This is a genomic window from Pseudomonas synxantha (assembly GCF_900105675.1).
Taxonomy (GTDB): domain Bacteria; phylum Pseudomonadota; class Gammaproteobacteria; order Pseudomonadales; family Pseudomonadaceae; genus Aquipseudomonas; species Aquipseudomonas synxantha.
The window spans coordinates 3,064,078-3,081,183 of sequence record NZ_LT629786.1 but is presented as its reverse complement, the minus strand read 5'-3'; the positions used below and the strand labels follow the sequence as shown (position 1 = coordinate 3,081,183).

15 protein-coding genes are annotated in these 17,106 nt (G+C 59.1%); 11 read left to right on the top strand and 4 right to left on the bottom strand.

Annotation, left to right across the window (positions count from 1 at the left end):
• Positions 1–17: 17 nt before the first annotated feature.
• Entirely contained in the window at positions 18–1,514 is a 1,497-nt protein-coding gene (locus BLU48_RS14260; RefSeq protein WP_057024181.1) for a PAS domain S-box protein, read from the bottom strand.
• Between the two features lie 279 nt (positions 1,515–1,793).
• Here BLU48_RS14260 and BLU48_RS14255 point away from each other — a divergent pair, with 279 nt between their 5' ends.
• A complete protein-coding gene (locus BLU48_RS14255; RefSeq protein ID WP_057024180.1) occupies positions 1,794–2,414 on the top strand; it encodes a transglycosylase SLT domain-containing protein in 621 nt (206 codons plus the stop codon).
• A gap of 138 nt (positions 2,415–2,552) precedes the next feature.
• Here the strand turns inward: BLU48_RS14255 and BLU48_RS14250 are convergent, their stop codons facing one another.
• Positions 2,553–2,798: a DUF6124 family protein gene (locus BLU48_RS14250; protein WP_057024179.1), complete on the bottom strand. Its 246-nt coding sequence runs from the start codon at positions 2,796–2,798 to the stop codon at positions 2,553–2,555.
• Positions 2,799–3,195: 397 nt separating this feature from the next.
• Here BLU48_RS14250 and BLU48_RS14245 point away from each other — a divergent pair, with 397 nt between their 5' ends.
• From BLU48_RS14245 to BLU48_RS14210, 7 genes are all read left to right on the top strand, one after another.
• Positions 3,196–3,540 (top strand): FKBP-type peptidyl-prolyl cis-trans isomerase, encoded by a 345-nt coding sequence (locus BLU48_RS14245; protein WP_057024178.1) that lies wholly within the window; start codon positions 3,196–3,198, stop codon positions 3,538–3,540.
• Positions 3,541–3,564: 24 nt separating this feature from the next.
• Positions 3,565–4,002 (top strand): T6SS immunity protein Tdi1 domain-containing protein, encoded by a 438-nt coding sequence (locus tag BLU48_RS14240; RefSeq protein WP_057024177.1) that lies wholly within the window; start codon positions 3,565–3,567, stop codon positions 4,000–4,002.
• 565 nt (positions 4,003–4,567) lie between these two features.
• A complete protein-coding gene (mgtA, locus tag BLU48_RS14230; protein WP_057024176.1) occupies positions 4,568–7,273 on the top strand; it encodes a magnesium-translocating P-type ATPase in 2,706 nt (901 codons plus the stop codon).
• A gap of 228 nt (positions 7,274–7,501) precedes the next feature.
• The gene (locus BLU48_RS14225; RefSeq protein WP_057012224.1) at positions 7,502–8,218 is read left to right on the top strand and encodes an MgtC/SapB family protein; all 717 of its coding nucleotides are present in this window, start codon (positions 7,502–7,504) and stop codon (positions 8,216–8,218) included.
• Positions 8,219–8,507: 289 nt separating this feature from the next.
• Entirely contained in the window at positions 8,508–9,134 is a 627-nt protein-coding gene (locus tag BLU48_RS14220) for a response regulator transcription factor (RefSeq protein WP_043050228.1), read from the top strand.
• Between the two features lies 1 nt (position 9,135).
• The gene (locus tag BLU48_RS14215) at positions 9,136–12,750 is read left to right on the top strand and encodes a transporter substrate-binding domain-containing protein (RefSeq protein ID WP_172833422.1); all 3,615 of its coding nucleotides are present in this window, start codon (positions 9,136–9,138) and stop codon (positions 12,748–12,750) included.
• A gap of 134 nt (positions 12,751–12,884) precedes the next feature.
• Entirely contained in the window at positions 12,885–13,307 is a 423-nt protein-coding gene (locus tag BLU48_RS14210) for an ANTAR domain-containing protein (RefSeq protein WP_057024175.1), read from the top strand.
• 132 nt (positions 13,308–13,439) lie between these two features.
• On the opposite strand, the gene BLU48_RS14205 is transcribed toward BLU48_RS14210, so the two are convergent.
• A complete protein-coding gene (locus BLU48_RS14205) occupies positions 13,440–14,522 on the bottom strand; it encodes a 3-deoxy-7-phosphoheptulonate synthase (protein WP_057024174.1) in 1,083 nt (360 codons plus the stop codon).
• 618 nt (positions 14,523–15,140) lie between these two features.
• Here BLU48_RS14205 and BLU48_RS14200 point away from each other — a divergent pair.
• Both BLU48_RS14200 and BLU48_RS14195 read left to right on the top strand, forming a co-directional pair.
• Positions 15,141–15,890: a carbon-nitrogen hydrolase family protein gene (locus tag BLU48_RS14200; protein WP_057024173.1), complete on the top strand. Its 750-nt coding sequence runs from the start codon at positions 15,141–15,143 to the stop codon at positions 15,888–15,890.
• Positions 15,891–16,337, top strand: coding sequence for a GNAT family N-acetyltransferase (locus BLU48_RS14195; RefSeq protein WP_057024172.1), 447 nt, complete (start codon positions 15,891–15,893; stop codon positions 16,335–16,337).
• 35 nt (positions 16,338–16,372) lie between these two features.
• On the opposite strand, the gene BLU48_RS14190 is transcribed toward BLU48_RS14195, so the two are convergent.
• Entirely contained in the window at positions 16,373–16,612 is a 240-nt protein-coding gene (locus tag BLU48_RS14190) for a DNA-binding protein (protein WP_046072005.1), read from the bottom strand.
• A gap of 82 nt (positions 16,613–16,694) precedes the next feature.
• Between BLU48_RS14190 and BLU48_RS14185 the strand changes: the two genes are divergently transcribed.
• Positions 16,695–17,060 (top strand): helix-turn-helix domain-containing protein, encoded by a 366-nt coding sequence (locus tag BLU48_RS14185; protein WP_057024171.1) that lies wholly within the window; start codon positions 16,695–16,697, stop codon positions 17,058–17,060.
• The last annotated feature ends 46 nt before the right edge of the window (positions 17,061–17,106 follow it).

The following is a 17,106-nucleotide window of genomic DNA, read 5'->3' as shown; positions in this document are numbered from 1 at the left end:
CTAGTGCATTTGCATGCTCAGGACTTGTTTTTAAGGCGCAGTTCCCCGGCAAAAAGCCCGCGTTCACGGGCCCAGACGATGGCTGCGCTGCGGCTGTGCACGCCCAGCTTCGAATACACCGTAGCCACGTGGTTGCGCACGGTATTGGGCGCCAGCTTCAGGCGCGAGGCGATTTCCTTGTCGGCCAGCCCCTCGCAGATCAGGCCCAGCACATCGCGCTCACGGGCGGTCAGGTCGGTGAAGGCCACATTCGGCAGGTTGGGGCTGTTGACGCTTTTGGCGTTGGCCAGCTTCTCGATCAAGGTCTGGCTGAACCAGGAGGCGTCCTGCATCACTTCCTCGATAGCCGCCACCAGCTCGAGTTCGGAGCGTTTGCGTTCGGTGATGTTCATCATCACCAGAAGGTAGCTGGGCACATCCTGGATGATCACTGTGTCGGCGGACACCACGCAGTCGATCACCTCGTTGCCTTTCTTGCGCACCTTGAGGTCCTGGCCGTCGAGGTTGCCGGCTTTTTCCAGGGTGGCGAACAACTGCGCGCCAGCCTGGGGGCTGTCGATGAAGTTGATGTCTTCAATGGCCTTGCCGATCAGCTCCTCGCTGATGTAGCCGGTCATATTCATGAAGGCTTCGTTGATATCCACCACCTGGCGGTTGTCAGCGCTGCACACCAGGGTCGGTACCGGCGTCAGGCGGAAGGACTTGGCGAAGCGTTCTTCACTCTGGCGCAGGGCAATTTCCGCTTTGCGCCGGGGCTCAAGGTCGGTGAAGGAAAACAGCATGCAATCTTCCTCGTTCATATCCAACGGCTGGCCGGCGACGATCACCAGTTTGCTGCCGCCTTCGGGCAGTTTCAGCTCGGCCTGCATCTGCGGGATGGTCGCGCCTTCGCCCAGGCGCTGGATGGCCAGGTCCTTGCGCTCGGCCTGTTCCAGCACATCCAGTTCATACACGGACTTGCCGATGACCTGGTCGCGGTTGTAGCCGGTCATCTCCAGAAAACCCTGGTTGACCTTGATGTAGCGCAGGTCGCTGAGGCGGCAGATCACTGCGGGCGCCGGATTGGCGTTGAAGGTTTTCTCGAAGCGCTGCTCGGCGCTGGCCCATTCGGTGGCGTCGCTGAGGATCAACACCAGCAGCTCCGGCTCGCCCTTGGAGTCGGTCAGCACCAGGCTGCGTAAGCGATGTACCCAGCAACGGCTTTCATCGGCAGCAGGGGTGACTTCCACCACCACATCGCTGAATTCTTCACCGGTCGCGACGCGGCTTAAGGGGTAGCTGTCCAGTTGTAACGGATGATTGTTGCGATAGCGCAGGGCAAAACGCTTGGCGTACGCCTCGGTATTGGTGCCGAGCTCCTCGACTTCATTGACCCCATGCATGGCCAGTGCCGCTTCGTTGGCCCAGAGGATGGTCTGGTCGACCTCGGCCAGGATCACGCCGTCGGACAGCCCGGAAATGATCTGCTGCAATTGACGGCGGTTGGTTTCTTTGGCAAGGACATCCTGGGTCATGACTGCTCCAAAATAGAAAACGCGCGAGTTTTTGTAGGGGCTGGGCGCATGGGAATACGACCACCCGGCATCAGGATAGTGCAGAGCAATTGACCGCTGAGCAGTACGAATGCACTGGTGGACGTGGTCCATATGCGCCTGAACCTGATCTTCTTTATCGGGCGTTTCTTCCTGACAAGCCACCGCATGCCCTTGGCATAAAAACGCCCACAACAAGGACGCCGACTGGCTGAGCGCGTAAAATGCTGGCATTTTACCCGTATCCCGCAAAGGTGCCCCTTGAGCGCAGGCAAAACCGTAGGACTGTTATTACTCACTTCTCTCTTGGCGGCGTGCGGCACCTCGCCGCCACGCACGCCCAACGACATCTGCGGCATCTTCCGCGAAAAAGATGACTGGTACGACGCCGCCAAAGTCACGCAAAAGCGTTGGGGCGTGCCGATCCAGGTGCCGCTTGCCATCATGTATCAGGAGTCGGGCTTTCGCTACGACGCCAAGACCCCGCGTAAATACCTGCTGTGGATCATCCCCTGGGGCCGCGTGTCCACCGCTTCCGGCTACGCCCAGGCCAAGGATGAAGTGTGGAACGACTACCGCAAAAGCACCGGCCGCAGCGGTGCTGACCGCGAAGATTTTGACGACGCCATCGACTTTATCGGCTGGTACATGGACAAGACCTACACCATCAATGGCGTCTACAAATACGACGCCTACGGCCAATACCTGAACTACCACGAAGGCTGGGGTGGCTACCGCCAGCGCACCTACGCCAGCAAAGCCTGGCTGCTACCGGTGGCGAGCAAGGTGCAGGCGCGTTCGCAGCTGTACGCACGGCAATATGCCGGGTGCAAGGATGAGTTGGGACGCGGGTTCTGGAGCCGGTTCTGGCATTGGTTGTAAAGGCCGACACAGCGACTTCTGGATGCAGGCAGATTAAATGTGGGAGGGGGCTTGCTCCCGATAGCAGCTTGTCAGCCAATGAAGTGTGACTGATGCACCGCCATCGGGAGCAAGCCCCCTCCCACATTTAGTTTTGCATTAACGCGGCAGTATGCATTCCAGCGAACGGTCCACCATCACGCTGGCCATTTCCACCAGGTGCATGACCGAAATCACCAGGGTGCGGGAAGTGCCATCCAACTGCTCACCCGCTGTCTGCGCGGCAACGGCTGCGCAACGCAATACACTGCTGGCATGGGCCAGGGCGTCTTCGAAGCTGAGGTCGGGTGTGGTGGCGAAGAATTGCAGTTCTGGGGCGGGTGGTGCGGGGACGAGCTTTTCCATGGTTTGACTCCTAATCTAAGTTAGAAGGCCACCACCATCGCTACCAAACGACTTTTAGGGTGGTGGCCGTACGCAGATTGGTAGACCGGTGATTAGGACCCGGTGCACCCGAAGGTGCCCTGCGCACGGCCACCATAACGCAGGGCCGAAAAAAAGCGCCTTGCAGAAGGGGGCGCTTAGCGCCTAATCATTCGCGGTCTACCAAACCCCGAGTCACTGAATTGGCAGTGACCGACGAAGACTAGCCACGCAATGTGAGCGGCGCAAGCGGTTGGGATTCTCTCGGAAACGTCCTTCAAGTTAAAGGGAAATGTCATTGTTCCGACTGTTCCTACACTTGCCAAACCCAGCCGATTCTGGGAAAACCCTAGCCTTTGATGCCTTCAATGAGACCCCCATGAGCAACGACGAACTGCAGATCACCGACATCCGCCCGGGCACTGGAAAAACCGTGGTCAAGGGCGCGCTGATCACCACCCAATACACCGGCACCCTGGAAGATGGCACCGTGTTCGATTCGTCGTGGAAGCGGGGCAAGCCGTTCCAGTGCGTGATTGGCACCGGTCGCGTGATCAAGGGCTGGGACCAGGGGTTGATGGGGATGCGGGTCGGCGGGGTACGTACATTGTATGTGCCAGCGCACCTGGCCTATGGCGAGCGTTCCATGGGCGCGCATATCAAGCCCAACAGTAATTTGCGTTTCGAGATTGAATTGCTGGAAGTGCTGACGCGGGATGATTGAAACGTTGATTTGCAAGGAGGCGGTATGGAGATGATTCAGGCGATACGCGAGAGCTGGGGATGGGTTGGTATTGACCCCATCGAAGTTGTAGGTCTCACGGCGTTTGGTAATTTGATGATCAAGGACGGGCAGGCGCGTTATTGGCGGTTATGTCCGGAGGCCCTCTCTTGCGAAATCATCGCCCAGACGCGTGAAGCACTGGATGACGTCTCCAAGGATCAGGCGTTTCTGCACGGCTGGTATTTGCAACCGATGGTGGAGCAGGCCGAGAAGGTGTTGGGCCGGTTGGCACCGGGCAAGGTCTATCATTTCGTGATTTCGCCGGTGTTGGGTGGTGAATATGACATGAGCAATGTGCGTTGTATTGATCACGTCGAGCAGATTCGGTTTTGCGGTGATTTGGCGCTGGAGATTAAGGAGTTGCCAGACGGCGCCAAAGTGCGGCTCAAAGTTGTTGATTAAGGAGTATGCATCGCTGAGCCCAAGTGGGCTTGTCTAGGAATGCAGTGTGTCAGGCGATGAATTAGTAGCTGAAACACCGTCATCGGGGGCAAGCCCCCTCCCACATTTGCTTGGCGGTGTGGTTGAGAAAGGGATTCCTGAACCCATCCTGAAGAATTTTCTTATTCTCCATGCGGGCACTTTCCTACGGTTTACTCTGCCAACATCGCGGCGTAAGCTTCGCGCGTTTTCATCAATAGCGGAGACCCTCAGTGGGTACTTGTTCGAGTGACAGTTGTCGGCCGGTCTCGGTAACCGGCGCATACTTGGCAAGATAACGCGCATGTTCCAGATGCCGTTATCTCGCCTGAAAAAGCGAGAAGCGGCATCCCGGCAGTAGCCCGTCCTGGCGCCTGCCTGAATCCCTCTCATCGACGCTGACCAGCACCTGGGTAACTTCGGGATGCTACGGACGCGCCTGCCTTTTTTACGGTGGGCGGGCCAGGTTCGGCTGTGCCTGTGTGACGGGCGCGGTGCGGATGGGCAGTACCTGCACGACGGGTTTTCCTCGCGCAGGAGTAACACCATGAACCTCACGCTGCTCAAAGAGTTCTTCGCCGGCTTCCTGCGGACCCGGCATATCGCCCGGCATTTTCGCCGGCTGGCAATGCTCGAAACCGTGACCGACGCCAGCGTCAGCCGCGAAGTCCCGCCAAACCTGGCGCACACCCTGGTGGCTGCGGCCAACGGCAGTGCCATGCAGTTGCTGGGTGTGCTGGGCAGTCATTCGGCGGGGCTGACTATCCAGGAGGCCGACGCCCTGCGTGTGCAATACGGCCTCAACGAAGTCGAGCATGAGCAGCCGCTGCCGTGGTGGGTGCACCTGTGGCACTGCTACAAAAACCCGTTCAACCTGCTGCTGACGTTACTGGCAGTGATCTCCTGGCTGACCGAGGACATGAAGGCTGCCACGGTGATTTTTTCCATGGTGGTGCTGTCGACCCTGTTGCGCTTTTGGCAGGAGGCCAAGTCGAACAAGGCGGCCGACGCCTTGAAGGCCATGGTGAGCAACACCGCCACCGTACTGCGCCGCGATGCCGCCAAGCGTATTGAACTGCCGATCAAGCAACTGGTGCCGGGCGACCTGATTGTGTTGTCGGCCGGTGACATGATTCCCGCAGACTGCCGCGTGCTCAGCGCCAAGGACCTGTTCGTCAGCCAGGCGGCGATGACCGGTGAATCCATGCCGGTGGAGAAGTTCGCCCATCAGCAGGATGCCCATACCCGCAACCCGTTGGAGCTGGAGAACATTCTGTTCATGGGCACCAACGTGGTGTCCGGCGCCGCCACCGCAGTGGTCCTGGCCACCGGCAACAGCACCTATTTCGGGGCGTTGGCCCAACGTGTCACGGCCACTGATCGCGCAACCACTTCGTTCCAGCACGGGGTCAACAAGGTCAGCTGGTTGCTGATCCGCTTTATGTTCGTAATGGCGCCGCTGGTGTTGTTCATCAACGGTTTCACCAAGGGCGATTGGACCGAGGCGCTGTTGTTTGCGCTGTCGATCGCCGTGGGCCTGACCCCCGAAATGCTGCCGATGATCGTCACCTCGACCTTGGCCAAGGGCGCGGTATTCCTGTCGCGCAAGAAGGTTATCGTCAAGCGCCTGGACGCGATCCAGAACTTCGGCGCCATGGACGTGCTGTGCACCGACAAGACCGGCACGCTGACCCAGGACAAGATATTCCTGGCGCGCCATGTGGACGTGTGGGGTGAGGAGTCCGAAGACGTACTGGAAATGGCCTACCTCAACAGCTACTACCAGACCGGCCTGAAAAACCTGCTGGACGTGGCGGTGCTCGAACACGTGGAAATCCATCGCGAGCTGAAAGTCGGCACCGCGTTCCATAAGGTCGATGAGATCCCCTTCGACTTCAACCGCCGCCGCATGTCGGTGGTGGTGGCCGAGCGAGACCAGCCGCACCTGCTGATCTGCAAGGGCGCGGTGGAGGAGATCTTGTCGGTGTGCACCAGCGTGCGCCACGGCGACGTCAATGAAGCCCTGAGCGAGGAACTGCTGGCGCGCATTCGCCAGGTGACCGCGGCCTTTAACGAGGAAGGGCTGCGTGTGGTGGCGGTGGCGGCGCAGCCGATGCCGGCCGGGCGTGACACCTACAGCCTGGCGGATGAAAACAACCTGACCCTGATCGGCTATGTGGCGTTTCTCGACCCGCCCAAGGAAAGCACCGCACCCGCCCTCAAGGCCCTGAAAGCCCATGGCGTGGCGGTGAAAGTGCTGACCGGCGACAACGAACTGGTCACGGCGAAGATCTGCCGCGAAGTGGGTCTTGCGCAACAAGGCTTGCTGATGGGCAACGATATCGAAGCCATGACCGATGCCGAACTGGCCCAGGCCGTGGAAACCACCAATGTGTTCGCCAGGCTCACCCCCAGCCACAAGGAGCGCATCGTGCGCCTGCTCAAGGCCAACGGGCATGTGGTGGGCTTTATGGGCGATGGCATCAACGACGCACCAGCATTGCGCACGGCCGATATCGGTATTTCGGTGGACAGCGCGGTGGACATCGCCAAGGAAGCGGCTGACATCATCCTGCTGGAAAAGAGCCTGATGATCCTGGAGGAGGGCGTGCTGGAAGGTTGGCGTACCTTCGCCAATATGCTCAAGTACATCAAGATGACCGCCAGCTCCAACTTCGGCAACGTGTTCTCGGTGCTGGTGGCCAGCGCGTTCATCCCGTTCCTGCCGATGCTGCCAATGCATTTGCTGGTGCAGAACCTGCTGTATGACATCTCCCAGATTGCGATTCCATTCGATAACGTCGATGACGAAATGCTCGCCACGCCGCAACGCTGGCAGCCAGGGGAGGTGGGGCGTTTCATGCTGTTTTTCGGGCCGATCAGCTCGATCTTCGACATCACCACGTTCGCACTCATGTGGTATGTGTTCGATGCCAACACCCCGGACCACCAGACCCTGTTCCAATCCGGCTGGTTCGTGGTGGGGCTGCTGACCCAGACCCTGATCGTGCACATGATCCGTACCCCGAAAATCCCGTTCCTGCAAAGCCGTGCGGCGCTGCCGTTGATGTTGATGACCGGCGTGATCATGGCCGTGGGGATCTTCCTGCCGATGGGGCCGCTGGCGCACTACTTCAAATTGCAGGCGCTGCCGTCGCTGTATTTCGTATTTCTGCCGGTGATTCTGCTGGCGTACATGGCGCTGACCCAGGCGGTGAAGGGCTTTTATATCCGCCGGTTTGGCTGGCAGTAATACGCTCCATGCAACACCGCAAAACCCTGTGGGAGGGGGCTTGCCCGCGAAGACGTCAGCCCAGCAAACATGATGTTGGCTGACCCACCTCCATCGGGGCAAGCCCTCTCCCACATGTCCAGCGGCGTGCCAAAAATTATGTAAATACTCACCGCCCTCGCAGGCAAGTCAGTTCCCAGCGGATCCATGGTGGTTCCAACGTGCTGCTGCATTCATGGAGATTTTCTTATGCAGGCAATCAACAATATCAACCTCAATTCCCTGATCGACACGGTGGTCAGCCTAACCGCGGCGTTTATTCTCGGTGGCCTGATCGGCTTCGAGCGCCAATACCGCCAGCGCACCGCCGGCTTGCGCACCAATGTACTTGTGGCGGTCGGCGCGGCGATTTTCGTCGATATGGCCAACCGCCTGGGCGGCGCGGAAGGCGCTGTACGGGTGGTTGCGTATGTGGTCTCGGGCATCGGCTTCCTGGGGGCCGGTGTGATCATGCGTGAAGAAGGCAATGTGCGCGGGCTCAACACCGCCGCGACCCTCTGGGCCTCGGCGGCGGTGGGGGCTTGCGCGGGTGCCGACCTGATCCTCGAGGCGTTGCTGGGCACGCTGTTTGTGCTGGCGGCCAATACCTTGCTGCGGCCGATCGTCAATAACATAAACCGCCAGCCGTTGGACGTGGTGTCGGCGGAGGTTACCAACATCCTCTATGTGATTGCGCGGCGCAGTCAGCAACAGGCAGTGATGGTGTTGCTGGAAGCCGAGTTGGCCCGCTGCAACTACCCGGCCAGCGATGTCGACGTGCGACCGTTCGGCAGCGAAGAAGTGGAAATCGAGGCCACCCTGGCGGCGACGTCGGTCGATGGCGACGAGCTGGATGCACTGGTGGCGCGCATCTCGACCTCGACCCTGGTGGTACAGGCGTTCTGGAGCCCGAGTACCACGGACTGAACGTTATGGATATGCCACAAGCGGCTAAACTTGATCGTGGAAAAATCCTACAAACAGTCCGGATTATCCCTTCAATCTAAATATTTATGCATTGCTAAGGTTGGGCACTTACAGCAGATGGGCCCATCAGGCCCGGCTGCTGTAAGTGTGGTGTTGCAATTGAATGGGCCAGGCATCGCTTGGTTATCTTTCTGAGTTTGCGCAGTGCCGTTGGTCGGAACTGTTATTTCTCACAGGTACCAAGGTCCGATGTGATGTGTAAGGGTATTTTGTCCGTATAGGGAAGTTTATGAGCAAAGCATTAATTGTGGATGATCATCCGTTTATCCGTGCAACGGTCAAGCATCTGCTGCAGTTGGAAGGGTTCGACGACATTTATCAGGCAGGTGACGGTGCAGATGCCATGCAATTGGCGAGGGAACAGCGCCCGGACTTGATCATCCTCGACCTGGCAATGCCAAAGCTGGGTGGGTTGGAAGTGATCCACCGCATCAAGACCCAGGGCCTGCCGTGCCGCATCTTGGTGCTCACCTCTTACCTTGCAGTGTTCTTTTCCACACGCTGTATGCGCGCCGGAGCCATGGGGTTTGTGGCCAAGACCGGCGAGTTGGATGAGTTACAAAAGGCCATCAAGGCGATCATGTCGGGCTACAGTTGCTTCCCAAGTTTGCCGACCAGTTCGGTACGCCGTGACGACCTGCAGGAAACGGAACGACAGATGATCGAGTGCTTGTCTGACCGTGAGTTGACCGTATTGCAAATGCTGGCCCTGGGGCTGGGCAACAAGGAAATTGCCGAGCAGATGCTGTTGAGTCACAAGACCATCAGCACTTACAAGACTCGACTCAAGGAGAAGTTGCGTATGTCCTCGGTAGTGCATTTATCCAAGTTTGCCCAGCGCAACCATCTGATCTGAAATGATCACCACCGCGTTTACGAGGTTCGCCACGATCCTTTGGATGAGCCTGTTACCCCTGATCGCGGTGGCCCTTGACGAGCCCCACGCTTTGCGCCTGCTGGGGCATTCTCATATCGAAACTCCCGAAGTGACGCTGGACGAGGCTGATTGGCGTTGGCTGCGCGAGCGGCGCACGCTGTTGATGGGGGTTTCCGCCCCCGATTACGCGCCGTTTGACCTGACCAATAACAACCACGAACTCGAAGGCATAACTGCCGATTTTGCCGCACTGATCGGCCAGGCCCTGCATATCTCCATCGAAGTCCGGCGCTACGACACCCGCGATGAAGTGATCGAAGCCCTCAAACAGGGGGCCGTGGATTTTCTCGGGTCTGCCAACGGCTACGAAGCGGCCGACCCGCAACTGCATTTGTCTCGCTCCTACGCCAATGATCAACCGACACTGGTCACCCGCACCGGTGAAAGCCAGGTGTTGAGTGACGACCTGGCGGGCAAGCGTGTGGCGATGCTGTATCACTACATGCAGCCCGACGCTGTACGCGCCTTTTACCCCGATGCCCAGTTGGAGCTGTTTGCGTCGACCTTCGAAGCCATCGGCGCCGTGGCATTTGGTCGTGCCGATGTGTATCTGGGCGACGCCATCAGCACCAATTACCTGATCAACCGTAACCACCTCAATAATGTGCGCATGGCCGATTTTTCGACCCTGGAAGTCAACCCGTTTGCCTTCGCCGTGGCTCGGGACAATACACGTCTATTGCCCATCCTCAACGCCGCGCTGGAGGCGATTCCTGCCAGTGAGCAGATGGAAATCCTGCGTCGTTGGAGTGGGGGCAACCTCGGTATCGTCGGCGTTGATCGGTTGCAACTGAGTGCCAGTGAGCAGCGCTGGGTGCAGAAGCATCCACGGGTCAAGGTCGCAGTGCTGAACAACTTCCTGCCGCTGTCATTCATCAATGATCAAGGGCAGTTCGAAGGGTTGAGTGCCGAGGTGTTGGCGCGTATCAGCTTGCGTACCGGCTTGAAGTTCGATGTGGTGCCGGGCACCTCGTTACCGCGCCAGATCAATATCGTCAATGCGGGCACGGCGGATATGCTGGCGGTCGTGACCCCCAGTGTCGTGCGCGCCGAGAAGGTGCGGTTTACCCGGCCCTACCTCACCAACCCCTTTGTGCTGGTGACACGTGGTGGGGACTACAGCCCGGCCACCCTGGAAGATATGCTCGGCAAACGCCTGGCGATGGTGACCGGTAACGGCTTGCACGATGAGATTACGCAGAATTTTCCCGGCATCGCGTTTGTGGACGTGGAAAACCCGGAGCAAGCCATGGCGTTGGTGGCCAAAGGCGACGCCGACGGTGCGGTGAACTCGCTGATCAGTGCGCGCTATCTGATTGCCCGGGATTATCGCGACCGTTTGCGTATTGCCAGTACCGTCGGCACCGAGCCGGCACGCGTGACATTCGGGGTCAATCGCAGTCAATTGGAGCTTTATTCGATCCTGGACAAGGCGCTGCTGAGCATCACGCCGCAAGAGATGGACGAGCTGATCGGGCATTGGCGCAATGAGATCATCATCGAGGACAGCTATTGGTTGCGCCATCGCAACGTCATTCTCCAGGGTTTCGGGCTGGCGGCACTCTTGCTGGTGATCACGCTGGGTTGGGTCATCTATCTGCGCAGCCTGATTCATAAACGCGTGCAGGCCGAGCGGGCGCTGAGCGACCAGATGCGGTTCATGAGCGTATTGATTGACGGCACCCCGCACCCGATTTATGTGCGCGACCGCCAAGGGCGGCTGATGGCCTGCAATAACGCTTATCTTGACGTTTTCGGCTACAAGCTCGAAGACGTGATCGGCAGGACCGTGGTGGAAACCGACACCAACAATCTGCCCCAGGCCCAGTCGTTTCATGAGGATTATCTACGCCTGATGGCCGGTGGCGAGCCGCAGATTCATGATCGGATACTCAAGGTGCCCAGTGGCGAGATCCTGACGATTTACCAGTGGATGTTGCCGTACCGCGATGGCGACGAGAAGGTGGTGGGCATGATTGCCGGCTGGGTGGATGTGAGCGAGCGGCAACGCCTGCTTCGCCAGTTGCAGGAAGCCAAGGACGATGCCGATGCGGCCAGCCGAGCCAAGACGACCTTTCTGGCCACCATGAGCCATGAGATCCGCACGCCAATGAATGCCGTGATCGGCATGATCGAGCTGGCCCTGAAAAATGCCGAGCAGGGGCGCGCCGACCGGGATGCGCTGGAGGTGGCGTCGGTGGCCTCGCGCGGCATGCTGGAATTGATCGGCGATATCCTTGATATCGCGCGAATCGAGGCTGGGCATTTGTCCCTGGCCCTTGAACCAGCCAACTTGCAAGAACTGCTGGCATCGGTGGCACGCGTGTTCGAAGGGTTGGCGCGGGCCAAGGGGCTGGCGCTGCAGGTTGAACTTGACCCATTGATTGATCGGGTGGTGCTGGTCGACCCGCTACGCTTCAAGCAGGTGGTGTCGAATCTGCTGAGCAATGCGATTAAATTCACGGCCAATGGCCAGGTAACACTTGGGGCCAAGGCAAGCCTGGAGGGGGAGCGATTACGCTTGCAGTTGTGGGTGCAGGACACCGGCATTGGTATCAGTGTCCAAGACCAGCAGCGATTGTTCAGCCTCTTTATCCAGGGCAGCAACAACGAGCAGTCGGCGCGCAGCGGTTCCGGGCTGGGGTTGGTGATCAGCCGCAACTTGTGCGAAATGATGGGTGGCCAACTGCACTTGAACAGTGTGCTGGGGCAGGGCACCCGGGTGGATGTGGCGTTGGCATTGGCCATGACCAACGTAGCGCCCGCGCAAGTTGCGCCAAGGGAAGACCTGGCCCCCCCGAACCGTGCGCTGAGCATTCTGGTGGTCGACGACTATCCGGCCAACCGTCTGTTGCTGGGCCGGCAATTGAGCTTCCTCGGGCACCGCATCATCACCGCCGAGGATGGTGTACAGGGGCTCGAACAGTGGCGCAGTGGTCAGTTCGATTGCGTCATTACCGATTGCAATATGCCCTACAAGAACGGCTATCAATTGGCACAGGATATCCGTGCACAAGAACGCGAGCGGGGATTGTCGCCTTGCCTGCTGTTGGGGTTCACCGCCAACGCACAACCGGAAGAAACCGAACGGTGTCGGCAAGCAGGCATGGATGGCTGTCTGTTCAAGCCTACCGGGCTTGACGATTTGCGATCAGCGTTGGCGTCGCGCGCGGCCGACCCTGCCCCGCTGCGCTTGGCGGCTTTTGACTTAAGTACCCTGATTGCGCTGACAGGGGATGACCGCCCCGCACTTATCGAGTTGCTGGCGCCGTTGCTCGAGAGCCTGAAGGCCGATCGTGCCTTGCTGTTCCCGCTGCAAAGCCAGGCAGACTTCGCCAAGCTGCACGACCTGGCCCATCGCGCCAAAGGCGGTGCGCGGATGGTCAAGGCTTACGGGTTGATCAGCTGTTGTGAGGCATTGGAGCAGGTGTGTGAACAGCAGGACCGTCAGTCATTGGGGTCGACGGTCGAGGACGTGGGTGAAGCGATTGATACCTTGCATCATGGCCTGAGCGTTTATTGCAATCAGCCTTGACTGCGGTTGATCACCATTCGGGGAATTTGGGAGAACTCCTACGTGAAGGGGGAATATGCCTGATTTTGTCGTCGGCATATGTCTGGAAAATGGGTCGCGCTCACTGCCGAGCACAGCCTGTCCAGGGGTTTGCCATGCCGAACAAAGCACTGACTATCCTGATTGCCGATGAGCAGCATCTGCAACGTTTATACATCGAGAAAATGCTCAACCAGTTGGGGTATTACCGGATTGTGCCGGTGCAAACGCTTGAAGAGGTGCAGATTCTGACCGCCATTCCGGCCGAGCCCTTCGACGTACTGATCATCAACGCGAGGCTGATGGCCCATGCCTGTGGGGCTCAGGCCCAAGTGCGCCATGTGCTGGTCTATGACCACCCGCAATCGAATGCACCCACGGGCGTAATGCCAGGGCTGCGGGTACGCCTGCCCGGGATGCCGGATAACCTCAATCTCGAACACTTCATGGACATCATCGACCCACCCGAGGCCAGTCAAGGCCTGCGGGTATTGCCGTGGCTGCGGGAGTTGTCCCGTATGCCGGTGGCCGGGGCCTAGTCCCACATCGGCGCGATGCCCTTGGGGCGGGTCAAGCGATGGCCACGCTCCAGGGCGGCAATCTGCTGGCCCATCCTGTAGGAGCGAGCCCTAACTGATTGACATCAGGGCACGCCCCACATTTGCCCTGCGTCAATCTGCAGCCTTGTGGTGTTCGCGCAAGCGCTCTGCCGCACTGCGAAGCAGCTGCTCGGTAGCGTCCCACCCCAGGCAACCATCGGTCACCGATACGCCGTATTTCATCGACGCACTCAACGGCTGGCAACCCTCGAACAGGTGGCTTTCAAGCATCATGCCGATCAGCGATGTATCGCCCTGCAAGCGCTGCTCCAGTACCTCGTTGAATACTGCCGGTTGACGCAACGGGTCCTTGCCGCTGTTGGCATGGCTGCAATCGACCATGATCCGGGCTGCCACCTTGGACTTGGCCAGGTCATGCTTGATCTGGGCGACGCTTTGCGCCTCGTAGTTCGGCCCACGATGACCGCCGCGCAGCACCAAGTGGGTGTCGGGGTTGCCCGGGGTCTGGATGATCGCCGGATGGCCCTGGCTGTCGACGCCGAAGTGGCGATGGGGGTGTGAGGCAGAGCGCATCGCATCACAGGCAATCGCGACACCGCCGTCGGTGCCGTTCTTGAAACCCACGGGCATGCCCAGCCCGCTGGCCATCTCGCGGTGGATCTGCGACTCGGTGGTGCGTGCACCAATCGCGACCCAACTGAGCAGGTCATCGAAGTAGCCGGCGGCCATGGGTTGCAGCAGCTCGGTAGCGACCGGCAGGCCCAGGCGCAGCATTTCGCGCATCAGCTCCCGCGAGAGCCTCAGGCCGGCGGCCATGTCATCGCTGCCATCCAGGTGCGGATCGTAGGCCAGGCCTTTCCAACCGATGGTGGTGCGGGGTTTTTCGACGTAGGCACGGATTACCAGCAGCATCTGGTCGCTGACTTCAAGCGCGAGCTTCTTCAGGTTGCGTGCGTATTCCATGGCCGATTCCGGATCGTGGATCGAGCACGGGCCGACAATCACCAGTAAGCGTGAGTCTTCGCCATTGAGGATGGCGCGCGCAGCTTGGCGATGGGCGTGGATCTGTTCATTGAGGAACGGGCTGAGGGGCAACTGATGCTTGAGCTCCAGGGAGCTGGGCAGGCGCTGGGTCAGGGCTTCATTGGCGCTGTTCAGGGCAGAGACGGGCAAAGCGGCGACGGAGGAGTTCATATTCAAGGCTTCCTGGGCAAGCGGCGGGCGATTCCCGCACGCTTGGCCTACTGGGGTGTTCGACAATTGGCCGTATCGGCTGTACGTGTTGGCTTGCCACCAAGAGGTGACCGGTCGGAGGCGGCAGGCTGTCCCGAACGGAGCTGGCTAAATCGCCATGCAGTGCAAGTGTCGTAGCGGTAATAAGTGGCGTAGTTCATGGCGCGGTTCCTTTAAGTTCTTGATCAAACAAAATAAAAAGAGGCTGAAAAAACAAAACCCCCGGTCGGGGAGCCGACCGGGGGTTTAGATTTCTCTGGTAGGCGACCCCTTGAGTAGTGGGCGCCGATTTCAGGTATCAGGCGCGCCAGTGGCTAAACCAATACCCAAAATAAAAGCCAGCCAGTGCGCTCGAACCGTTCACGCGGGTAGCCGACACCGAGCGCAAGGCGCTGGCAGCAGGGCAAACCTGAGTGTGGGTGAGTTGCGACATGATTAGCTCTCCAAATGTTGGGGGGAGCTTACTAGAGGCGTACGGTTGGATTCAATCAGTAATTTCTATTGCGTGGGGGGACTTACGGCTATGGGTGTGTGCCGATATGCTGATGACACTTAAACAATGATTGCCAGGACGCGACCATGACTGCCTTGACCCTTGCTGCGGCGCAGACCCTTTCCATTGCGGGCGATGTTGCGGCCAATATCCAACGGCACCTGGTCATGATGCAGGCTGCGGCCGAGCACGGTGTGCAATGGCTGGTGTTTCCGGAACTGTCGCTGACTGGCTATGAACCATTCCTGGCGGCGGACCTGGCTATCGCCCTGGAGAGTGATGTATTGGCTCCGTTGCGTGAAATGGCGCGGGAGTTGCGTTTGACAGCTGTGGTGGGCATGCCGGTGCGGCTGGCCCCACAGTCGGGTGTACTGATTGGTGCGCTCGTGCTGGGAGCGGACGGTTCAATTGGCGTCTACACCAAGCAGCATCTGCATTCTGGAGAAGAGCTGGCATTTACGGCCGGGCAGGGTGGCGAGATCCTGGATTGGGAAGATGAGCGCATTGCGCTGGCGGTGTGCGCGGACTTTTCCCACGCCAGTCACCCACGCCTGGCGGCGGAATCGGGCGCCACGGTATATGCCGCCGGCGTGCTGATCAGCGAGAGTGGCTACGCGGCGGACAGCGCGCTGCTTCAAGGGTATGCGTCCGAGCATGGCATGCTGGTACTGATGGCTAATCATGGTGGCCCTTCGGGTGGCTGGACCTGTGCAGGCCGCAGCGCGGTCTGGACCGCAGATGGCAATTTGCTTGCCGCTGCGCCCGGTGTCGGCGACGCGTTGGTGATCGCCCGCCGCGAAGGCGGCTTGTGGACTGGCCAAGTGGTAGCCCTCTGAATGACGTTTCACTTGCGCCAGGCGACGGACCAGGATCTGCCCTTTGCCCGAAGCCTTACCTATGAAGCCATGAACCGCTACTACTTGCAGTACGGCTTGTTGTGGTCCAACGCCGGCTTTGATACTGCGTGGGCGGGTCGCGAGAACTGGCTGGTGTGCAACGATGATGGCGTAATGGGGTTTGTCAGCCTGAGTCGCGACGAAAAGGCGTTGTATATCCGCGAGCTGCACATGCTGGAGTGCTGCCGCAAGCAGGGGGCGGGCAGTTGGGTGCTGGAGCAGATGGCGCTCAAGACACATACCGAGGGCCTGGGCTTGTTACGCTTGACCGTATTCAAGACCAACCCGGCAAGAAGGCTGTATCAGCGCCAGGGGTTGAGTATTGTGGGTGAAGAGGATTGCTTCTGGCGCATGGAGCGTGAGTGTCGGGCATTCACCTCGGACTAAAACAGTCACGCCGTAGGAATAAGCGCATACTGCTGTCAGTTAACGCCTTGCTGATCTTGGGTTCGAGCTTCGGGCTCATCCACGATAATCCCTTCTTTCATGCCCAACAGGACCGCCACCTTATGGGCTTCTCCACGCCGTCCCTTTTTTCGCCCAGCGAGCACTTGATAGGTGGTTGCCGGGTCCACGCCATGCTCCCGGGCAAACGCTTGAACTGACTTTCCTTGGTGTTCAAGCCAAGCCTTGGCTTGTGCAGCAGTGCGGATACCGGGCATAGTTCAAAACCGTTCAAGTTTGTTTAACGAAGTGATGGTGTGTCACCTCTTGGGGTGTGCCAATCTAGGATCATACATCCAAATGAGTGGAATCGGTTCGCGCTTAAGGCAAGAAAGAGAGCGGCTTGGCCTGTCGCAGAAAGTTTTTGGTGAAATAGGAGGCGTGGAAGCCAACGCACAAGGCAAATATGAAAATGGCGGTCGTGCACCCAAGGCCGACTATCTGTCTCGTGTCGCCGAAAGAGGTGTGGACCTCCTGTACGTGTTGACCGGCAGCCCAACGCCGATCCAACTGGATAACCTCAGCCAGGTCGAAGAAAAAGTATTGGGTAACTACCGCGCCATGTTCAAGGAAGACCAGGATGCAATCCGTCGCTTGACCAGCACATTGGCCGAGCATTCATCCGTATTGAACGGAAAATCCAAGCCGCCCGCCACGGATTCCTGACCTTTCACCCAGGAAACAGCGCTGTTTGCCCCCCGGCGAACAGCCG

What these genes read in the sequence shown, in the direction of transcription:
- BLU48_RS14245 (WP_057024178.1), top strand. Translation starts at nt 3,196, where the DNA reads ATGAGCAACGACGAACTGCAGATCACCGACATCCGCCCGGGCACTGGA.
- BLU48_RS14260 (WP_057024181.1), bottom strand. Translation starts at nt 1,514, where the DNA reads ATGACCCAGGATGTCCTTGCCAAAGAAACCAACCGCCGTCAATTGCAG.
- mgtA (WP_057024176.1), top strand. Translation starts at nt 4,568, where the DNA reads ATGAACCTCACGCTGCTCAAAGAGTTCTTCGCCGGCTTCCTGCGGACC.
- BLU48_RS14190 (WP_046072005.1), bottom strand. Translation starts at nt 16,612, where the DNA reads ATGCCCGGTATCCGCACTGCTGCACAAGCCAAGGCTTGGCTTGAACAC.
- BLU48_RS14225 (WP_057012224.1), top strand. Translation starts at nt 7,502, where the DNA reads ATGCAGGCAATCAACAATATCAACCTCAATTCCCTGATCGACACGGTG.
- BLU48_RS14195 (WP_057024172.1), top strand. Translation starts at nt 15,891, where the DNA reads ATGACGTTTCACTTGCGCCAGGCGACGGACCAGGATCTGCCCTTTGCC.
- BLU48_RS14205 (WP_057024174.1), bottom strand. Translation starts at nt 14,522, where the DNA reads ATGAACTCCTCCGTCGCCGCTTTGCCCGTCTCTGCCCTGAACAGCGCC.
- BLU48_RS14200 (WP_057024173.1), top strand. Translation starts at nt 15,141, where the DNA reads ATGACTGCCTTGACCCTTGCTGCGGCGCAGACCCTTTCCATTGCGGGC.
- BLU48_RS14215 (WP_172833422.1), top strand. Translation starts at nt 9,136, where the DNA reads ATGATCACCACCGCGTTTACGAGGTTCGCCACGATCCTTTGGATGAGC.
- BLU48_RS14220 (WP_043050228.1), top strand. Translation starts at nt 8,508, where the DNA reads ATGAGCAAAGCATTAATTGTGGATGATCATCCGTTTATCCGTGCAACG.
- BLU48_RS14210 (WP_057024175.1), top strand. Translation starts at nt 12,885, where the DNA reads ATGCCGAACAAAGCACTGACTATCCTGATTGCCGATGAGCAGCATCTG.
- BLU48_RS14185 (WP_057024171.1), top strand. Translation starts at nt 16,695, where the DNA reads ATGAGTGGAATCGGTTCGCGCTTAAGGCAAGAAAGAGAGCGGCTTGGC.
- BLU48_RS14250 (WP_057024179.1), bottom strand. Translation starts at nt 2,798, where the DNA reads ATGGAAAAGCTCGTCCCCGCACCACCCGCCCCAGAACTGCAATTCTTC.
- BLU48_RS14240 (WP_057024177.1), top strand. Translation starts at nt 3,565, where the DNA reads ATGGAGATGATTCAGGCGATACGCGAGAGCTGGGGATGGGTTGGTATT.